Genomic DNA, 18,370 nt, shown 5'->3' on the forward strand with positions numbered 1-18,370 from the left:
CGCCCTTTCACACCGCTGTTCCGGAATTTATCGCGGCAGCCCTCTCCCCAAGCCCACCGGGCCATGTCACACTCCGACCCACTTGAGGCTGTAGTGCCTCATAAGTTTCTCCGTCACACCACGGGAGTGCTCAACGATGAGTTCCAGACCCCGTCGCGCGGTCCGCCGCGCCCTGACCGCGACCCTCCCCGTCACCGCCTTGCTCGCCCTCGCGGCATGCGGCACCGGGACCACTCCGGCCGCCGACTCGACGCAGGCGGGGGCGCCCGGCTCCCCCGGCCTGACGGCGGCCCGCGCCGCCCTGGCGAAGTACTCCGAACGACCGGCCACGATCTCCGTGACCCAGCCTGTGGGCAAGGCGATCCCCAAGGGCAAGAAGATCGACTTCATCCTCTGCGGCGTCCAGTCCTGCAAGGACCTCGCCGACTTCTTCACCGAGGCCGCGAAGGAACTCGGCTGGCAGGTGAAGCAGATCGCCACCCAGGGCACCCCGGAGTCCGTACAGGCCGCCTACGAGCAGGCCGTACGCGACAAGCCGGACGCCGTCGTCGCCTCCGGTTTCCCCCGTGCCGTCTACGCCAAGCAGCTGGCACAGCTGAAGGCGGCCGGCATCCCCGTCATCCAGTCGAACGCCGACGACGTGACGGGCGACGGCATCTCCCTGCTGAAGAACGGGCCGAAGGACGTCGGCGTCCAGGGCGAGATGCTCGCGTCATGGGTGGTGTCGAACAGCGGCGCCAAGGCGGACACCGTCTACTTCGATCTTCCGGCCTACACGATCCTCAAGCCCGTCAAGGACTCCTTCGCGGCCAAGTACAAGAAATGGTGCGACGGTTGCGCGCTCGACAACGTCGACGTGCCGATCACCGCGGTGGGCAAGGACATGCCGGACCGCGTGGTGTCGTACCTCCGGTCGCACCCGAAGGTGACCCATGTCGTCTTCTCCCTGGGTCTGCTCAACGTGGGTGTGCCGGCCGCGCTGAAGACCGCCGGGATCACCGGCAAGCACATCGTCGTCAACGTCGGTGACGCGCAGAACTACCAGTACATCCAGAGTGGTCTCACCGACGGCGCGATGGCGCTGAACTCGCACGAGACGGCCTGGCTCCAGGCCGACGCGCTGGCCCGGCACTTCACCGGCCAGTCCATGGCCGTGGGCCAGAAGGCGGCGCTGCCCAACATGCTCGTCACCAAGGACAACCTGCCTTCGGCCGACGGCGACTTCCCGATCGTCGAGGACTACGAGAAGCAGTTCAAGGCGCTGTGGGGACTGAGTTGACCGGGCCGGTACTTCGGGTGGCCGGGCTGTCCAAGAGATTCGGCGGCACGCAGGCGCTGACGGACGTCGAGCTCGAGGTCATGCCCGGCGAGATCCACGCCCTGATCGGGCCCAACGGCTCCGGCAAGTCGACCCTCATCAAGATCCTCGCCGGCTACCACCACGCGGAGCCGGGTGCCGTGGCCGAACTCGATGGCGAGCCCTTCGGCCTCGGCCAGGTCGAGGCCTCCCGCCACGACCGGCTCCGCTTCGTCCACCAGGAGCTGGGGCTGGTGGGCGAGTTGAGCGCCACCGACAACCTCGCGCTCAGCCATGGCTTCGCCCGCACGGCCTTCGGCAACATCCGCTGGCGGGAGATGGAGCGGCGGACGAGCGCCCTCGTCGAACGGTTCGGCCTCGGCATCGACGTGCGCCGGCCGCTGGCGGCGGCGACCCCCGTCCAGCGCACGGTGGTGGCCATCGCCGCCGCGCTGCAGGGCTGGGAGGGCCGCCGCGGGGTCCTGGTGCTCGACGAGCCCACCGCGGTACTGCCGCCCGGCGAGGTGGCCCGCCTCTTCGACATCGTGCGGGAGGTCCGCGACGCCGGCGCCGGTGTCCTGTACGTCTCGCACCGGATGGACGAGATCTTCGCTCTCGCCGACCGGGTCACCGTGATCCGCGGCGGGCGCCGGATCGCCACCCGCCCGGTCGCCGAACTCACACCGCGCCTGCTGGCGGAGCTGATGGCGGGCGAGGACATGGAGACCACCCACCGTCCGGCACCCCGCACCGGTCCCACCAACCCCGTGCTGGAGGTCCGCGACCTGTGGGCCGGGCCGCTGCGGGGAGTCGGCTTCGACCTGGCCGGGGGCGAGCGCCTGGGCATCACCGGTCTGGTCGGCTCCGGCCACGAGATCGTGCCGTACGCGGTGTGCGGGGCCCATGCCGGGCAGGTGAGCGGCAGGCTCCGGCTGCCGGAACGCTCCGAGTGGTGGACCGAGGCGCGTGACGCAAGCGGCCTGGGTCTTCCCCTGGTCCCGGCGGACCGGGCGGGCGAGGGAGTGATCGGCGACTTCTCGGTCGGCGAGAACCTCACCCTGCCGCTCCTGGACCGGCTGCGCTCCCGGTCCGGGCGGCTGCGCCGACGCCGCGAGTCCGACCTGGCGCAGGACTGGATCCGGCGGGTCGGAGTGCGTACGGCCGGACACGGAGCGCGGATCGCCACGCTGAGCGGCGGCAACCAGCAGAAGGTCGTCATGGCCCGCTGCCTGGCCGGGCGGCCGCCGGTGCTGGCGCTGTGCGAACCCACGGCGGGCGTGGACATCGCCACCCGTCTGCAGCTCTACGACCTGATAGAGCGCCAGGCCGACGAGGGCATGGGCGTCATCGTGTCCTCCTCCGACACGCAGGACCTGCTCGCACTGTGCACCCGTGTCCTCGTGGTGCGGGACGGCCGGATCGCACGGGAGATCAGCGGCCGGGACATCACCGAGCCCGCGCTCGTGCACGCCATGGAAGGAACCGAGTGACATGACGTCCACCCCGACCCGGGCGGCGGAGCTCCCGCCGTCCGCACCGGAGAGATCCGCGGTGTACGTACCGGGGACATGGGCCCGACGGGCGGCGGCCGCCCTCTCGTTCCGCAACATCGGCGCCGTGTACGTGTGGCTGGTCATCGTCGTGCTCTTCACCGTCTGGGCGCCCGACACGTTCCCGACCACCATCACGGTCAAGCAGGTACTGAACGGCAACGCCGTGGCGGGCCTGGTCGCACTCAGCGTCGTACCACCGCTGGCCGCACGCGTCTTCGACCTCTCCATCGCCTTCACCATGTCGCTCACCAGCGTGCTGACCGCCCACTTCATGGTCTCCGCCGGGCTCGGGCCCGGCACGGCCATCGCCCTGGCGATGACCGCCGCACTGCTGGTCGGGGTCGTCAACGGCATCGTGGTGGTGGTCCTGCGCGTCGACTCGTTCATCGCCACCCTGGCCACCGGTGCGCTGATCCAGTCCCTGATCACCATGGTCACCAACGACAGCTCGATCACCGGTGTGCGGCTGCTCGCCGAGCCGTTCGCGAGCATCGCCCAGCTGGAGGCCGGCGGCGTCACCCTGCCGGTGCTGTATCTGCTGCTCGCCGCCCTCGCCATCTGGTTCCTGCTGGAACACACCGCCACCGGGCGCCGGTTGTACGCCACCGGTTTCAACGCCGACGCGGCCCGGCTGCAAGGGGTGCGCACCGACCGGCTGCGCTTTCTGACCCTGGTGGCCTCCGCGCTGCTGTCCGGTTTCGCCGGTGTCGTGTTCACGGCCTCGGTCGGCTCCGGATCCCCGACCGCGGGCACCCCTTATCTGCTGTCGGCCTACGCCGCCGCGTTCGTCGGGGCGACCCAGTTGCGCGCGGGCCGCTTCAACGCCTGGGGCACGGTCCTCGCGGTCCTCCTGCTCGGCACCGGCATCACGGGCCTCGGCCTCGCGACCAGCGCGCAGTGGGCCGCCAGCCTGTTCACCGGCTCGGTCCTCATCGTGGCGCTTGTCCTCACGGGTGGCCGGATCGCCCTGCCCGCAGTCCTGCGCCGCCGGGCGAGAACCCGGCCGGACCCGTCCACCAGCAAGGAGATCCGATGATGAAGGCACTTCAGTACCGGCGGGTGGGGCACGCCCCCGAGGTCGTGGACGTACCGAAGCCCGAACCCGGCCCGGGCCAGGTGCTGCTGAAGGTGACGGCGGCCGGGCTCTGCCACTCCGATCTGGCGGTGATGGGCTGGCCCGAGGAGCAGTTCCCCTACGCCCTGCCGATGACACTCGGCCACGAGGGCGTCGGCACGGTGGCGGCGCTGGGCGCCGGTGTCACCGCCGTGACGGAGGGCGAGGCGGTGGCGGTGTACGGCCCGTGGGGCTGCGGGCGCTGCCATCAGTGCGCCGAGGGCAAGGAGAACTGCTGTCCGCACGCCGCCGGGCTCGGCATCCTGCCGCCGGGGCTCGGCTCACCCGGTGCCCTGGCGGAGTACGTGCTGGTGGACTCGCCCCGGCACCTGGTGCCCCTGAACGGACTCGACCCCCTCCAGGCGGCACCCCTCACGGACGCCGGGCTGACCCCGTACCACGCGATCCGCGGATCCCTGCCGAAGCTGCTGCCCGGCAGCACGGCGGTGGTGATCGGCGTCGGGGGTCTGGGGCATCTCGCCGTACAACTACTGCGCGCGCTGACCCCGGCCCGGGTGGTCGCCCTCGACGTGAGCAAGGAGAAGCTGGAGCTGGCGCGCGAAGTCGGCGCGCACGAGACGCTCCTCTCCGACGGCGAGGCGGCCGCGCGGATCCGCTCACTCACCGGCGGTACGGGAGCGGAGGTCGTCCTGGACTTCGTCCCGGATCCGCTCACTCACCGGCGGTACGGGAGCGGAGGTCGTCCTGGACTTCGTCGGAGCCGAGGCGACGCTGGCGGTCGCCGCCGCGTCGGTGGCGGTGGCGGGCGACGTCACCGTCGTCGGCCTCGGCGGGGGCACGCTGCCCGTCGGCTTCGGGGGCGGGTTGCCGTTCGAGGTGTCGGCCTCCTTCCCCTACTGGGGCAGCCGGACGGAGCTCATGGAGGTCCTTGAGCTCGCACGCCAGGGTCTCGTGTCGTCCCACGTCGAGACCTTCACACTGGAACAGGCGCCCGAGGCGTACGAGCGCCTGCACGCCGGGGAGATCGACGGCCGCGCGGTGGTACTGCCGCACGCCTCGTCGCCTCACGCGCTGTAAGGACTGCTTGCCGTCGCCTTCCGCCAGTGCATGGACGTCAGGCGGACGGCGAAGTACACCGCGGCCACGGCAGCGGCCAGGTCCAGGACGTCCGCTGCCATGTACTGCATCACCGCGGCCCGAATCTCCGTGAGGGTCTCTGCGCTCTCGTATCGCGACGAGGCGTACAGGCCGTACAGCGAGCTGGAAACGAGCAGGCCCCACCACAGGTTCACGGGCCAGATCCCTGCCCGGTACGGCTCCCCGTCGGCGGGCAGGGGTGACGCGGCACCCCACATGTCGACGGCGATGCGGTACGGCAGCCAGAAGTTCGCCAGTGGGATGAGCCAGCCCCCGATGGCCCAGCCCTGGCCCTTGCGGAATCGATCGGGTGCCAGCAGCCCGGTGTTACGGCGCGTCCAGTAGAACCAGGCGATGAAGAGGACCGCGCAGGGCAGGAACACGATGCCCTGAACGTTGCCGGCTGTCTGGTACAGCGAGTACGCGGCGTCCAGCCGTTGCTGGGGAGCGGCGGCGAATCCCTGGTCCTCGTCGATGAGCAGGTAGATCCGGGCTCCGGCGAAGAGGGCGAGGATGTCGCTCAGGGCGACGATCGCGAGCGACACCGACGCCGCTGCCAGCAGGCCGCGCACCGAGCGTGGTGTTCCGTTCGGCAGCATGCGACGCGGACGGAGTTCATGGGATGCAGACATGACGGTGGCCCCCCACGGGCGGAGAAGGAAAAGGCCCGCGAAAGAGCGCGCGCGCAGGCACGGTACGCCTGATGCGAGGCCCCGTCCATGACAATCCGCAGGTCGGACACCCACTCCACGGCCCCCGCTTCACCGAGCCGGGCTTCGCCCGCCCACCGTCCGTTCCACACAGCGCCGGAGCACGGTCAGGAACTCCGGTGTCTCCCAGGGCCCCACGTCCACGCGCCCGGTGTCGTCGACGCCGAGGTCCTGCACGTCGTAGCGGCCCCGGCAGTGGCCCAGCGTGAAGTAGCAGACCTCGCCGCGGCCGTGCCGCTTGAGGTACAGCACCGGCCGGGGCGCACGGTCGAGGGCCGCCGTGTCGCCCTCGGCGAAACCGCGGCACGGCCCCGTGTACTCGGCGTGCAGCAGCACCTCCAGCTCGCCGTGCAGCTCGCACACGTACAGCTCGTCGGTGACCGTGAACGGTCCGATCCCGGCGACCAGCGGGTGGTCGGGCCGGGTCACCAGCACCTCGTACGGCTCGATCGGCGGGTGGGCCAGGAACTGGCTGCCGAGCACCTCGGCCACTTCCCCGAGGAGCCGCGGAGTGGTGAACACCCGCGAGCCGCCACCCAGCGACGGCTCGATCACCGCATTGGTGCCGTGCAGGGCGAGCCAGCGCCCGCCCCGCTCGACGAACCGTGCCAGCGCGGCCCGTTGCGCCGGGCAGGGCCGGACGTCGCAGGTGTAGGTGACCAGCAGGTCCGCCTCGTCGAGGGCGGCCAGGCAGTCGTAGTCCTGGTACACCGTGGTGCGCACCCGGGGATGCTCGGCGAGCAGTTCCAGCAGCCGCAGCCGCGCGTGGTCGAAGTCGTGCCACCGGCCGCCGCAGACCAGCACGGCGTCCAGGCGGCCGGCCGGGCCACCCACGGCTCAATACTGGACGCGGGTGAGCAGCCCGCCGTCCACCACGAGGTTGACCCCGACGCAGAAGGAGCCGGTCCGCCCGAGCAGGAACGCCACCGCCGCGGCCACGTCCTCCGCGGTGCCGTAGCGGCCGATCGGCAGCTTGGCGAGGACCTCCTCGTACACCTCCGGGCGGCTGGTGCGGATGGTCTCCCAGGCGCCGCCGGGGAAGTCGATCGGGCCGGGCGAGACGGTGTTGACGCGGATGCCCTTCGGTGCGAGGGAGTGCGCGAGGGCCGAGGCGTGCTGGACGACGGCCGCTTTGAGCGCGGAGTAGGAGTTCGCTCCGGCCGGGCGCGCGGTGTCGGAGGCGTTGGTGGTGCCGATGGCCACGACGGCGGCCCGGTCGGAGGCCTCCAGGTGCGGAAGTGCCGCCTCTACGAGTCCCGCGAACGGGATCAGGTCGCCGCGCAGGCTGGCTTCCCAGGACTCGGGGCCCTTCACGTTGCCCGCCGACACGTTGGACACCAGCAGGTCCAGGCCGCCGAGTTCACCGGCCGCCCGCTCCACGAAGCCCGCGAGGGCGGCGGGGTCGGTGACGTCGACCGGTTCCGCGAACACCGTGGCCCCCTCGCCGCGCAGTTCGGCGGCGGCCTTGGCCAGCCCTTCCTCGCCCCGGGCGCACAGCGCCAGCGCGCAGCCCTCCGCGGCGAGGGTTCCGGCGATCGCCCGGCCGATGCCCCGGCTCGCGCCGGTCACCAGCGCCTTCGCGCCTGTCAGTCCCAGATCCATCGATGTCACTCCTTTGTGATTGCCGGAACGGTCCCGGTAGCTCGGTTGCCGAGAAGTGCTTCAGTTGCCGGGAAGCTGCGAGAACGGCGCCCGGTCCGCCCGTGGCTCCGGCGGCAGCTTGAGCACCCGTTCGCCGATGAGGTTGCGCTGGATCTGGTCGGTGCCGCCGGCCAGCCGGTAGCCGGGGGCACCGAGCAGGTGCTGTGTCCAGGCGAAGGTGCCCGGTTCCCCGGTGTCGGCGCTGATCCGCGCCCCCATCAGCTCGGCGGCGACCTGTCCCGTGCGGGTGAGCAGGTCGGAGGCCATGAGCTTGGTCAACGACGCCTCAGGGCCTGGCCGTCCGCCGGACGCGCTCGTCCTGGCGACGCGGTCCACGGTGGCCGCGCGCAGGGCGGCCCGCACGTACAGGTCGGCGAGCCGCTGGCGGACCAGCGGGTCCGAGGTGCGGTCGAGGGAGCGGGCGAGCGCGAGCACGTCCGCAAAGGTGCCGCCCTTGCGGCGGTTGCCGCTGCCGGAGGCGGTCCGTTCGAAGGCGAGGGTGGTGGTGGCGACCTCCCAGCCCTGGCCCGGCCGCCCGATCCGGAGCCGGTCCGGGACGCGTACGCCGCTGAGGAACACCTCGTTGAACGAGGCGCCGCCGCTCATCTGCCGGATGGGGCGCACCTCCACGCCCGGGGCGTCCATCGGGACCAGGAAGGCGGTGATGCCGGCCTGTTTGACGACGTCCGGGTCGGTGCGGGCGAGCAGCAGGCCGTAGTCGGCGAACTGGGCGCCCGAGGTCCACACTTTCTGGCCGTCGATCACCCACTCGCCTCCGTCGGCCTGCCGGGCGCGGGTGCGCAGGGCGGCGAGGTCGGACCCGGCACCCGGCTCGCTGAAGAGCTGGCAGGCCAGCAGGTCGGTGCGCAGGAACGCGCGTGCGTGGTCGTGGAGTTGCTCGGCCGTCCCGAACAGGGAGACGGCCATCGCGACCAGGCGCACGGTGACGCTGATCAGCTCGGTGGAGGGCGGCACCTCGAAGGCGGACTCCTCCTCGGCGAAGGCGGCCACGTGAGCGGCGGTCAGTCCCGCGCCGCCCCTGTCCACGGGGAGGGTCAGCGCCTGGTAGCCGGCGTCGAAGCGGGCCCGCTGGTAGGCGCGGCAGCGCTCCAGCAGCAGGCGTTCCTCGTCCTCGGGGAGGTTGTGGAACACGGCGAGATCGGCGTCTTCTCCGGCGGACTCCGGCGTCCGCGCCGGTTCGAGCACGCCGGCCAGCCACTGCCGTACCTGCGTGCGCCATGCGTCCGGATCGGGCTGGGGCATGACTCCTCCTCGGACAGTTACCAGACGAAAGCTTCAGTAACGGTGGCGGCAAAGTGTGTTTGCCAGACCCCTTGAACATGCGGGAACGCCTCCGCTCGGGATCAGAGTGTTCCGTACTTTCTTGATAAACGCTACAGTCACCGCATCACCTCTCCCCTCGAACCGGGAGAGGGCCGATGAGCCGCCGGAGGAGCCATGTCGCTGCTGCCACTCGACCGTCGCGCCCAGGAGACACCCGACGAGCCCGCCCTGGTGGACGACCTGGGCGTGCTGTCCTGGTCCGGCCTCGCCGACCGGGTGGCGCGGGCGGCGGCGCGGCTGCTGGAGTTCGCGCCCGGGCCCGACGACCGGATCGCCGTCCTCGGTGACAACGCGATCCCGACTCTGGTGGCCCATCTGGCCGGCCTGCGCGCCGGGGTCGGGACCGTGGCCACGTCCCGGAACCTCACCTCGGGCGAACTCGTCGACCAGATCATCGACGCGGGCGTGACCGCGATCGTCACCGGTCCCGCCGGGGCGGGTGCCGCCCTGGACGCGGCCCGGGAACTGGGCCTGCCGCTGGTCATGCACGGAACGCCGGCCGCAGGGCACGCCTTCGACTGGGACCTGTGGCTGGCGGCCGCACCGGCCGGACGTGCCGTCCCGGCGGACCGGCCCGCCCGGCCTCCGCTCGTCTACACCTCGGGCACCACCGGACGGGCGCGCGGCACCGAGGTGCGCTGGGTGAGCGGCCCGGTCACCGACAGCGCCGCCTACCTCACCGCGATGTCCGCCCGGCCCGGATTCCCGCCGGGGCCGCACCTGGTGTGCGGCCCGCTCCAGCACAACGCGCCGCTGACCTCGCTGCGGCACCTGGCGGCCGGTCAGCCGGTGGTCGTCCTCGGCAGGTACGACGGGGAGACGTTCCTCAGCCGGGTGCAAAGGTGGCGGGTCTCCTCGACGGTGATGGTGCCCACCCACTTCCAGCGGCTGCTCGCCCTCCCGGAGGAGGTCCGCGCCCGGTACGACGTCTCCAGCCTGCGGCAGGTGTCCCACACCGGCTCGGCGTGTCCGCCGGACGTGAAGCGAGCCATGATCGAGTGGTTCGGTCCGGTGCTGACCGAGTCGTACGGCGCCAGCGAGGCGGGCACCGTGGCCCGCATCAGCAGCGCCGAGTGGCTGGCGCACCCGGGCTCGGTCGGGCGCGTCCGGGCCCCGTTCGAGGTCCTGGTCACCGACGACGACGGCCGGCCACTGCCGCCCGGCGAACGCGGACTGCTGGCCTTCCGGGCACCCGACGACCAGGGCGTCCGCTACCACGCGGACCCGGACAAGACCAGGTCCGCCTATCTCTCCCCCGGCGTCTTCACGCTCGGCGACATCGGCTACGTCGACGCGGACGGCTACATCTTCATCACCGACCGGGCCGCGGACGTGGTGGTCTCCGGCGGCGTGAACCTGTACCCGGCCGAGAGCGAGGCGGTCCTGCGCCGGCACCCGGCGGTCGCCGAGGTCGCGGTCGTCGGCGTGCCCGACCCGGACTTCGGCGAGTCCCTGCGGGCGCTGGTCGTGGTGGCGGCGGAGGAGCCGCCGGCCGATGAGCTGGACCGGTTCTGCCGCGAGCACCTCGCCGCCCACAAGTGCCCGAAGTCCTACGAGTTCGTCCCCGAGCTGCTGCGCAACGCCATGGGCAAGCTCGACAAGCGTGCGATGCGCCGCCCGTACTGGCACTCCGAACGAACCATCGCCGGCTGAGCCGGGCTCCCCCAGTAAGGACCACCCATGACCGAACTCCTCCTCATCCGGCACGGCCTCCCCCTGGCGGGCGTGTTCGACCCCGGGCTGTCGCCGGAGGGCACCGCACAGGCCGAGCGCCTCGCCGCCTGGCTCGTGCACGAGGACGTCGACGCCCTGTACTCCAGCCCGTACCGGCGTGCCCGCGAGACCGTGGCACCCCTGGAACGCCTCACCGGCATGACCGCCACCGTCCTCGACGACCTGCGCGAGTGGGACACCGACGTGACTCAGCCCTACATGCCACCCGAGCAGATCGGCGCGGACGACCCCCGGGCGGCGGCACTCGCCGAGGGGCGCTACGAGGACTTCGTGCCCGAACTGGACTGGGACGCCTTCCGCGCCCGTGCCGGGCGGGCCATGGACACCATCCTCGACGCCCATCCCGGCGGGCGCGTCGCGGTCGTGTGCCACGGCGGCATCACCAACACCTATCTGGCGACGGTGCTCGGCCTGCCCACGATGTTCTGGTTCCACCCCGACTACACGTCCGTCAGCCGGGTGCGGCGCATGCCCGGCGGCCGGATCGTCCTGCACTCGGTGAACGAGACGGCCCACATGGTCGCCGAACGTGCCGTCGACGCGGTCGCCTGACCCGCCCCACACCCCAGGAGGTCCCGGCATGCCCGGATCCGTCATCGTCGCCGGAGCAAGGACGCCCATCGGCAGGCTGGCGGGTGCCCTGAGCACCGTGTCCGCGGTCGACCTCGGCGCCCACGCCATCGGCGCGGCACTGGCCGCCGCCCGTCTGGACCCGGCAGCCGTGGAAGCCGTCGTCATGGGTCATGTCGTGCAGGCCGGGGCCGGCCCGAACTCGGCACGGCAGGCCGCGATCGGCGCCGGCATTCCGTTCTCCGTGCCCGCGAGCACCGTCAACAAGCTCTGCCTGTCGGGTCTGCACGCCATCGCCCTGGCCGACCTCATGATCACCTCCGGCCGCCACGAGGTGGTCGTCGCCGGTGGCATGGAGTCCATGTCGGACGCCCCGCACCTGCTGCGCGGGGCGCGCACCGGCTGGAAGTACGGCTCCGCCGCGGCGGAGGACGCCCTCGACCGCGACGCCCTGGTCTGCGCCTTCGACGGCGTCTCCATGGGCGCGGCCACCGAGCGCTACCAGCGGCCGTACGCCCTGACCCGCGAAGAGCAGGACGAGTACAGCGCACTGTCCCATCAACGGGCCGCCCACGCCCAGGAGTCGGGCGCATTGGCCGAGGAGATCGCCCCCGTCACCGTGGCGGGACGCCGGGGCGAGACGGTGGTGGACACCGACGAGGGCGTACGGCCGGGAAGCACCGCCGAGAGCCTGGGACGCCTGAGGCCGGCCTTCTCCGGCGCCGGCACCATCACCGCGGGCAACTCCTCACAGCTCTCCGACGGCGCCGCGGCCGTCGTCGTGATGAGCGCGGAACGCGCCCGGTTCGAGGGCCTGACACCACTCGCCGAGATCGGTGCCTACGGCACGGTCGCGGGCCCCGACCCCTCACTGCTCGTCCAGCCGGCCGGCGCGGTCCGCGACGCCCTGTCCCGGGACGGCCGACTGAAGGCCGCCGACCTGGACCTGTTCGAGATCAACGAGGCGTTCGCCGGAGTGGCCCTGGCCTCCGTACGGGAGTTGGACACCCCTCTCGACAAGGTGAACGTCAACGGCGGAGCGATCGCGCTCGGGCACCCGGTCGGCATGACCGGAGCCCGGCTGGTACTGACTCTCGCGGCCGAACTGCGGCGGCGCGGAGGCGGCAGCGGAGCGGCGGCCCTGTGCGGGGGCGGCGGCCAGGGCGACGCGCTGTTGCTGCACGTGCCGACCCAGGACTGAACCCGGAGCCGAACCATCATGAACGTCCAGCTGACCTCGGTCGACACGACCCTTGTCGTGGCGGCCCGTACCCTCGCCGCCGACGGCGTCGTCTCCCTCACCCTGCGCCGCCCCGACGGCGGGATGCTTCCCGCCTGGACGCCGGGCGCCCACGTCGACGTACTTCTGAACGGTGACGAGGGGGGTCTGATCCGCCAGTACTCCCTGTGCGGAGACCCGGCCGCGCGCGACCTATGGCAGATCGCCGTGCTGCGCGAGCCGCAGGGTCGCGGCGGCTCCGCGTACGTCCACGATCACCTGCGCGAAGGCGCTGCCGTGCGGGTCCGCGGACCGCGGAACAACTTTCCGCTGCGGCCCGCCGCACGCCACCTGTTCATCGCCGGCGGCGTCGGCATCACGCCCATCCTCCCGATGGTGGAGGCCGCCGAGGCCGCGGGGGCCGACTGGCGTCTGCTGTACGGCGGGCGCAGCCGGACCTCCATGGCGTTCCTGGACCGCCTCGCCCCGCACGGGGACCGGGTGCTCGTCCGTCCGCAGGACGAGTACGGCCTGCTGGACCTCGCGACCCATCTGGGCGTGCCCGAGGAAGGCACGCTGGTGCATGCCTGCGGTCCCGAGCCCCTGCTCCAGGCGGTGCAGGAACACTGCAGGGCCTGGCCTCCCGGCACGCTGGGCGTCGAACGGTTCGCCCCGGTACGGACGGCCGAGACCGGCCCGGCAGGGGCCTTCGAGGTGCAGCTCGCACGATCCGGGCTCACCCTCACCGTGCCGGCGGACCGCTCGATCCTCGAAACCGTGGAGCAGGCCGGTGTCGCGGTCGACTTCTCCTGCCGGGAAGGCACGTGCGGCACCTGCGAGACGGACGTACTCGACGGCAAGCCGGACCACCGCGACTCGCTGCTGACCGAGGACGAGCGAGCCTCCGGCGACACCATGCTCATCTGCGTCTCCCGCTCGTGCGGGACTCGCCTCGTCCTCGACCTGTGACGGCGATCACTCCCAACAATTTACTAGGACGTCCTAGTATCTCTTCTGTCAGCAGTACCCCCGCCCTGTCCGGGAAGGCCCCCCATGAGCGATCTGCACCGGCCCGTGCACCCTGTCCGCCTGGTCACGGCTTCGGCTCTGTTCGACGGGCACGACGCGTCGATCAACATCATGCGGCGCATCTTCCAGTCCCAGGGCGCCGAGGTGATCCACCTGGGACACAACCGGTCGGTGCGGGAGGTCGTGGACGCCGCTCTGGAGGAGGACGCCCACGGAGTCGCCGTCTCGTCCTACCAGGGCGGGCACGTGGAGTACTTCGAGTACCTGGTCGAGTCGCTGCGCGAGCGGGGAGCCGACCACATCCGTGTGGTGGGCGGCGGAGGCGGCGTCATCGTCCCCGAGGAGATAGCCCGGCTGCGCGGCAGCGGGGTGACCATCTTCTCGCCCGAGGACGGGCAGCGGATGGGCCTGGCCGGGATGGTCAACTCGGTGGTCCAGGACTGCGACTTCGACCTCTGGGACGGCAAGCCGGCCGACGCGTCCGCCGTGCTGGCCGGTGACCGGTTCGCGATCGCCCGCGCCATCACCGGCGCGGAACTGGGCAAGCTGCCCCCGGATCTCCTGGAGCGGCTGCGGGCCGCCGCCGCGGCACGGGTCATGCCGGTGCTCGGCATCACCGGCACGGGCGGCTCGGGCAAGTCGTCGCTGACGGACGAGCTGGTACGTCGCTTCCGCCTCGACCAGCAGGACAAGCTGCGGATCGCCGTGATCGCGGTCGACCCGACCCGCCGCCGCGGCGGCGGGGCACTGCTCGGTGACCGGATCCGCATGAACTCCCTGGACGGGAGCCGGGTCTTCTTCCGCAGCCTGGCCACCCGTGGCAGTCGCGAGCTGCCCGAGCACCTGACCGACGTCATCGACGTGGTCAAGGCCGCCGGGTTCGACCTGGTGATCGTGGAGACGCCGGGCATCGGCCAGGGCGACGCGGCGATCGTGCCGTTCGTCGACACCTCGCTGTATGTGATGACACCGGAATTCGGTGCCGCCTCGCAGCTGGAGAAGATCGACATGCTCGACTTCGCCGACGTCGTGGCGATCAACAAGTTCGAGCGGCGCGGCGCGCAGGACGCGCTGCGCGACGTCGGCCGCCAACTGGTCCGCAACCGTGAGGCGTTCGGCATGCGGCCCGAGGACATGCCGGTGTACGGCACATCGGCGGCGACGTTCAACGACGACGGTGTCACCGCGCTCTACCAGCACCTGAAGACGGGCCTGGCCGAGAAGGGCCTGCCGCTGTCCGAGGGCGCGCTGGCACCGGTCGCGGTACGCCACTCCTCCGGCATCCGGCAGGTGGTCCCCGCAGCCCGGGTGCGCTACCTCTCCGAGATCACCGACACGGTCCGCGCGTACCACGCCGAGACCACGCGCCTGGCCGAGGCGGCCAGGAGAGTGCAGCGCCTGGAGGCGGTCAGGGACGAGCTCGTCGAGGCCGGCACCGACGCCGCGAACGTGCAGTCGCTCCTCGACGACGCCCGCAGGCAGCTCCCGCACCAGATCACGGAGCAGATAGGGAACTGGCCCGCCGTCATCGCCTCCTACGCCGGGGACGAGCAGGTGGTGAAGGTCCGGGACAGGGAGATCCGCACCAAGCTGACCCGGGAGTCCCTGTCCGGCAACAAGGTCCCGCGCGTCGCCCTGCCCCGCTTCACCGACCACGGGGAGCTGGTGCGGTTCTGGCGCGGGGAGAACCTGCCCGGCTACTTCCCCTTCACAGCCGGGGTGTTCCCCTTCAAGCGCGACGGCGAGGACCCGGCGCGGATGTTCGCCGGTGAGGGCGATCCGTTCCGCACGAACCGGCGCTTCAAGCTGCTCTCCGAGGGCCAGCCGGCCACCCGCCTGTCCACCGCCTTCGACTCGGTCACGCTCTACGGCCGCGACCCGGACGAACGCCCCGACATCTACGGCAAGGTCGGCACCTCCGGGGTGTCGGTGGCAACGCTCGCGGACATGAAGGCCCTCTACGACGGCTTCGACCTGACCGCACCCACGACCTCGGTCTCCATGACCATCAACGGACCCGCGCCGACGATCCTGGCGTTCTTCCTGAACACCGCGATAGACCAGCAGACGGACCGGTTCCGAGCCGCCGAAGGCCGTGACCCGTCGCCCGAGGAGGCGGCCGAGCTGCGGGCCCACGCGCTCGCGAGCGTACGCGGCACGGTGCAGGCCGACATCCTCAAGGAGGACCAGGGCCAGAACACCTGCCTGTTCTCCACCGAGTTCTCCCTGCGGATGATGGCCGACATCCAGGAGTGGTTCATCGCCCACAAGGTCCGCAACTTCTATTCCGTGTCCATCTCCGGCTACCACATCGCCGAAGCCGGCGCGAACCCCATCAGCCAGCTCGCCTTCACCCTCGCCAACGGCTTCACCTACGTCGAGGCCTACCTCGCCCGGGGCATGCACGTCGACGACTTCGCCCCCAACCTGTCGTTCTTCTTCTCCAACGGCATGGACCCCGAGTACTCCGTCCTCGGCCGGGTCGCCCGCCGCATCTGGGCCGTCGCGATGAAGGAGAAGTACGGGGCGGGCGAACGCAGTCAGAAGCTGAAGTACCACGTCCAGACCTCCGGACGCTCCCTGCACGCCCAGGAGATGGACTTCAACGACATCCGCACCACCCTCCAGGCCCTCACGGCCATCTACGACAACGCGAACTCGCTGCACACCAACGCCTACGACGAGGCCGTCACCACCCCGTCCGAGGAGTCGGTGCGGCGGGCGCTGGCGATCCAGCTCGTCATCAACCGCGAGTGGGGCCTGGCCATGAACGAGAACCCCCTCCAGGGGTCGTTCATCATCGACGAACTCACGGACCTGGTGGAGGAGGCCGTCCTCCAGGAGTTCGAGCGGATCAGCGAGCGCGGCGGCGTACTGGGCGCGATGGAGACCGGCTACCAGCGGGGCCGCATCCAGGACGAGTCGATGCTGTACGAGCAGCGCAAGCACGACGGCACCCTGCCCATCATCGGCGTCAACACCTTCCTCCGCCCCGGGGGCGACAGCCGGCCTCAGGAGCTGGAACTCGCCCGGGCCACCGAGGAGGAGAAGCAGTCCCAGCTGGAGCGCGTGCGGGACTTCCACGCCGGCCACCGCGACCGGGCCCACGACGCCCTGGCCGCTCTCAAGAACGCGGCGACGAGCGGCGACAACGTCTTCACCGTCCTCATGGACGCCACCCGGGTCTGCTCGCTCCAGCAGATCACCGAGGCCTTCTTCGAGGTGGGCGGCCAGTACCGCCGCAACGTCTGACCCAGCCCCGTAGCCGCGGAAACCAACCCGCAGCTACTCAGCAGATAGGACCTCAGATGGATCCCGTCACCCGTCTCGGCGTTGTCGGTTGCGGCCTCATGGGCTCCGGCATCGCAGAAGTCGCGGCCCGCAGCGGCATCGACGTCCGAGTCGCCGAGGCCACGCCGGACGCGCTGGAGGCAGGCCGCCGCCGGCTCACCGCCTCGCTCGACCGAGGCGTACGGCGCGGCAAGCTCAGCGAGGAGCAGCGGGACCAGGCCCTCGCGAGGCTTTCCTTCACCCACGACCTCAGCGACCTGGCCGACCGCCAGTTCGTCGTCGAGGCGGTTGCCGAGAACCGCGACATCAAGACGGATGTCCTGCGCACCCTGGACAAGGCGGTCGAAGACCCCACGGCGGTCCTGGCCACCAACACCTCATCGATCCCCATCGTCGATCTCGCCGTCGTCACCGAGCGGCCCGCGCAGGTCATCGGCATGCATTTCTTCAACCCCGTGCCCGTGCAGCAGCTGGTGGAGCTCATTCCCGCCCTCACCACCAGCGCGGACACCGTGCGGCGCACCCGCGGCTTCGCCGAGCAGCTGGGCAAACAGGCCATCCAGGCGCCCGACCGCTCCGGCTTCGTCGTCAACGCCCTCCTCGTGCCCTACCTGCTCAGCGCGGTACGGATGGTGGAGTCGGGCTCCGCTCGGCCGGAGGACATCGACCGGGGTATGGAACTCGGATGCGCCCATCCCATGGGGCCGTTGCGCCTCCTCGACCTCATCGGCCTCGACACCGCCCAGGCCGTGGCCGAGTCGATGTACGAGGAGTTCAAGGAGCCGCTGTACGCACCGCCCGCCCTCCTGCGCCGCATGGTCGCCGCAGGCCACCTCGGCCGCAAGAGCGGCCGGGGCTTCCACACTTACGACGCCTGAACGACGCCCTGCCATGGCCCGTGCCTTCAGGCCCGGCAGGTCACCAGTTCCCTTCGTCGTCCCACTGCAGCGAGAACAGCAGCGGAACGGGTAGACGCGTCGGCATGGCTGAAGTGGTACAGGCTGGACTGTGGGGGCTGGTGGCGGGCTCGGCGCTGCTGCTCGGTGCCGCGCTGGGGTACGGGCTGCGGGTGCCGCAGAAGGTGATCGCGATCGTGATGGCCTTCGGGGCCGGAGTGCTGCTCTCAGCGGTGTCCTTCGAGCTGGTCGGGGAGGCGTACGAGCAGGCGGGGCTTGCTCCCGCTGCCGTCGGCACCCTCGTCGGTGCCTTGGCCTACACCGGGGGCAACGTGTGGCTGGCCCGCCGGGGTGCGCGCCACCGCAAGCGCTCCGGTCGCGATCAGGCGAAGGCGCAGCCGTCGGAGACCGAGCAGGGCGGATCCGGGACGGCGCTCGCGCTCGGCGCCCTGCTCGACGGTGTGCCGGAGTCCGCAGTCATCGGCGTCAGCCTGCTCGACGGCGGCGCGGTCAGCCTCGTGACCGTGGCCGCGGTGTTCATCAGCAACGTTCCCGAGGGACTGTCCAGTTCGGCGGGGATGAAGAAGGCCGGCCGAACCAAGGGGTACGTCTTCGGCGTCTGGGCGGCGATCGCCGCGGCCGGCACGGTGTCGGCCGTCCTCGGTTACACGGTGGTCGGTTCCTTCTCCCCCACCGTGATCGCCGCGGTGACCGCAGTGGCGGCCGGGGCGATCCTCGCCATGATCGCCGACACGATGATCCCCGAGGCGTTCGACGACGCCCACCTGGCCATTGGACTGATCACCGTCAGCGGCTTCCTCGTCTCCTTCGCCCTCTCCCACGCCTGACGCCGGTTTCAGGGCACTGAAAGCAC

General features: G+C 71.3%; 14 protein-coding genes and 1 pseudogene. 11 read left to right on the forward strand and 4 right to left on the reverse strand.

From position 1 onward, the window contains the following. Positions 1–136: 136 nt before the first annotated feature. The 4 genes and pseudogenes from MQE23_RS05370 to MQE23_RS05385 all read left to right on the forward strand — a co-directional run bounded on the left by MQE23_RS05370 (position 137) and on the right by MQE23_RS05385 (position 5,002). Positions 137–1,279 (forward strand): substrate-binding domain-containing protein, encoded by a 1,143-nt coding sequence (locus tag MQE23_RS05370; protein WP_020275551.1) that lies wholly within the window; start codon positions 137–139, stop codon positions 1,277–1,279. Beyond that, positions 1,264–2,787 (forward strand): sugar ABC transporter ATP-binding protein, encoded by a 1,524-nt coding sequence (locus MQE23_RS05375; protein ID WP_243378412.1) that lies wholly within the window; start codon positions 1,264–1,266, stop codon positions 2,785–2,787. Before MQE23_RS05370 ends, MQE23_RS05375 begins: the two co-directional genes overlap by 16 nt. Before the next feature lies 1 nt (position 2,788). Continuing rightward, on the forward strand, positions 2,789–3,886 hold the full coding sequence (locus MQE23_RS05380; RefSeq protein WP_243378413.1) for an ABC transporter permease: 1,098 nt from the start codon (positions 2,789–2,791) through the stop codon (positions 3,884–3,886). After that, positions 3,886–5,002, forward strand: a pseudogene (locus MQE23_RS05385) (NAD(P)-dependent alcohol dehydrogenase). Before MQE23_RS05380 ends, MQE23_RS05385 begins: the two are co-directional and overlap by 1 nt. On the opposite strand, the gene MQE23_RS05390 reads toward MQE23_RS05385, so the two are convergent. From MQE23_RS05390 to MQE23_RS05405, 4 genes are all read right to left on the reverse strand, one after another. Then, the gene (locus tag MQE23_RS05390) at positions 4,990–5,694 is read right to left on the reverse strand and encodes a DUF4328 domain-containing protein (RefSeq protein ID WP_243378414.1); all 705 of its coding nucleotides are present in this window, start codon (positions 5,692–5,694) and stop codon (positions 4,990–4,992) included. The pseudogene MQE23_RS05385 and the gene MQE23_RS05390 overlap by 13 nt on opposite strands. Before the next feature lie 129 nt (positions 5,695–5,823). After that, positions 5,824–6,606: a ThuA domain-containing protein gene (locus tag MQE23_RS05395; RefSeq protein ID WP_020275556.1), complete on the reverse strand. Its 783-nt coding sequence runs from the start codon at positions 6,604–6,606 to the stop codon at positions 5,824–5,826. Between the two features lie 3 nt (positions 6,607–6,609). Then, complete coding sequence (locus tag MQE23_RS05400; RefSeq protein WP_086847906.1) at positions 6,610–7,374, reverse strand: SDR family oxidoreductase; 765 nt, start codon at positions 7,372–7,374, stop codon at positions 6,610–6,612. Positions 7,375–7,434: 60 nt separating this feature from the next. Beyond that, positions 7,435–8,676: an acyl-CoA dehydrogenase family protein gene (locus MQE23_RS05405; RefSeq protein ID WP_020275558.1), complete on the reverse strand. Its 1,242-nt coding sequence runs from the start codon at positions 8,674–8,676 to the stop codon at positions 7,435–7,437. Positions 8,677–8,871: 195 nt separating this feature from the next. On the opposite strand from MQE23_RS05405, the gene MQE23_RS05410 reads away from it, so the two are divergent. The 7 genes from MQE23_RS05410 (at position 8,872) to MQE23_RS05440 (ending at position 18,344) form a co-directional block, all read left to right on the forward strand. Further along, positions 8,872–10,410 carry an AMP-binding protein gene (locus MQE23_RS05410; RefSeq protein ID WP_243378415.1) on the forward strand — a complete coding sequence of 513 codons (1,539 nt, stop codon included), beginning with the start codon at positions 8,872–8,874 and terminating at the stop codon, positions 10,408–10,410. A gap of 27 nt (positions 10,411–10,437) precedes the next feature. Next, on the forward strand, positions 10,438–11,043 hold the full coding sequence (locus MQE23_RS05415; protein WP_020275561.1) for a histidine phosphatase family protein: 606 nt from the start codon (positions 10,438–10,440) through the stop codon (positions 11,041–11,043). A 28-nt stretch (positions 11,044–11,071) separates the two neighbouring features. Then, the gene (locus MQE23_RS05420) at positions 11,072–12,262 is read left to right on the forward strand and encodes an acetyl-CoA C-acyltransferase (protein ID WP_020275562.1); all 1,191 of its coding nucleotides are present in this window, start codon (positions 11,072–11,074) and stop codon (positions 12,260–12,262) included. Between the two features lie 18 nt (positions 12,263–12,280). Next, positions 12,281–13,249, forward strand: a complete 969-nt coding sequence (locus MQE23_RS05425; protein WP_243378416.1) for a PDR/VanB family oxidoreductase — start codon at positions 12,281–12,283, stop codon at positions 13,247–13,249. A gap of 84 nt (positions 13,250–13,333) precedes the next feature. After that, entirely contained in the window at positions 13,334–16,561 is a 3,228-nt protein-coding gene (gene icmF / locus MQE23_RS05430; protein WP_243378417.1) for a fused isobutyryl-CoA mutase/GTPase IcmF, read from the forward strand. 56 nt (positions 16,562–16,617) lie between these two features. Next, entirely contained in the window at positions 16,618–17,478 is an 861-nt protein-coding gene (locus tag MQE23_RS05435) for a 3-hydroxybutyryl-CoA dehydrogenase (protein ID WP_037671955.1), read from the forward strand. Between the two features lie 104 nt (positions 17,479–17,582). Then, the gene (locus tag MQE23_RS05440) at positions 17,583–18,344 is read left to right on the forward strand and encodes a ZIP family zinc transporter (protein WP_243378418.1); all 762 of its coding nucleotides are present in this window, start codon (positions 17,583–17,585) and stop codon (positions 18,342–18,344) included. Positions 18,345–18,370 lie beyond the last annotated feature (26 nt).

The organism is Streptomyces sp. HP-A2021, from assembly GCF_022807935.1.
Taxonomy (GTDB): Bacteria; Actinomycetota; Actinomycetes; order Streptomycetales; family Streptomycetaceae; genus Streptomyces; species Streptomyces afghaniensis.

What these genes read in the sequence shown, in the direction of transcription:
- MQE23_RS05415 (WP_020275561.1), top strand. Translation starts at nt 10,438, where the DNA reads ATGACCGAACTCCTCCTCATCCGGCACGGCCTCCCCCTGGCGGGCGTG.
- MQE23_RS05380 (WP_243378413.1), top strand. Translation starts at nt 2,789, where the DNA reads ATGACGTCCACCCCGACCCGGGCGGCGGAGCTCCCGCCGTCCGCACCG.
- icmF (WP_243378417.1), top strand. Translation starts at nt 13,334, where the DNA reads ATGAGCGATCTGCACCGGCCCGTGCACCCTGTCCGCCTGGTCACGGCT.
- MQE23_RS05370 (WP_020275551.1), top strand. Translation starts at nt 137, where the DNA reads ATGAGTTCCAGACCCCGTCGCGCGGTCCGCCGCGCCCTGACCGCGACC.
- MQE23_RS05390 (WP_243378414.1), bottom strand. Translation starts at nt 5,694, where the DNA reads ATGTCTGCATCCCATGAACTCCGTCCGCGTCGCATGCTGCCGAACGGA.
- MQE23_RS05410 (WP_243378415.1), top strand. Translation starts at nt 8,872, where the DNA reads ATGTCGCTGCTGCCACTCGACCGTCGCGCCCAGGAGACACCCGACGAG.
- MQE23_RS05420 (WP_020275562.1), top strand. Translation starts at nt 11,072, where the DNA reads ATGCCCGGATCCGTCATCGTCGCCGGAGCAAGGACGCCCATCGGCAGG.
- MQE23_RS05440 (WP_243378418.1), top strand. Translation starts at nt 17,583, where the DNA reads ATGGCTGAAGTGGTACAGGCTGGACTGTGGGGGCTGGTGGCGGGCTCG.
- MQE23_RS05400 (WP_086847906.1), bottom strand. Translation starts at nt 7,374, where the DNA reads ATGGATCTGGGACTGACAGGCGCGAAGGCGCTGGTGACCGGCGCGAGC.
- MQE23_RS05435 (WP_037671955.1), top strand. Translation starts at nt 16,618, where the DNA reads ATGGATCCCGTCACCCGTCTCGGCGTTGTCGGTTGCGGCCTCATGGGC.
- MQE23_RS05425 (WP_243378416.1), top strand. Translation starts at nt 12,281, where the DNA reads ATGAACGTCCAGCTGACCTCGGTCGACACGACCCTTGTCGTGGCGGCC.
- MQE23_RS05405 (WP_020275558.1), bottom strand. Translation starts at nt 8,676, where the DNA reads ATGCCCCAGCCCGATCCGGACGCATGGCGCACGCAGGTACGGCAGTGG.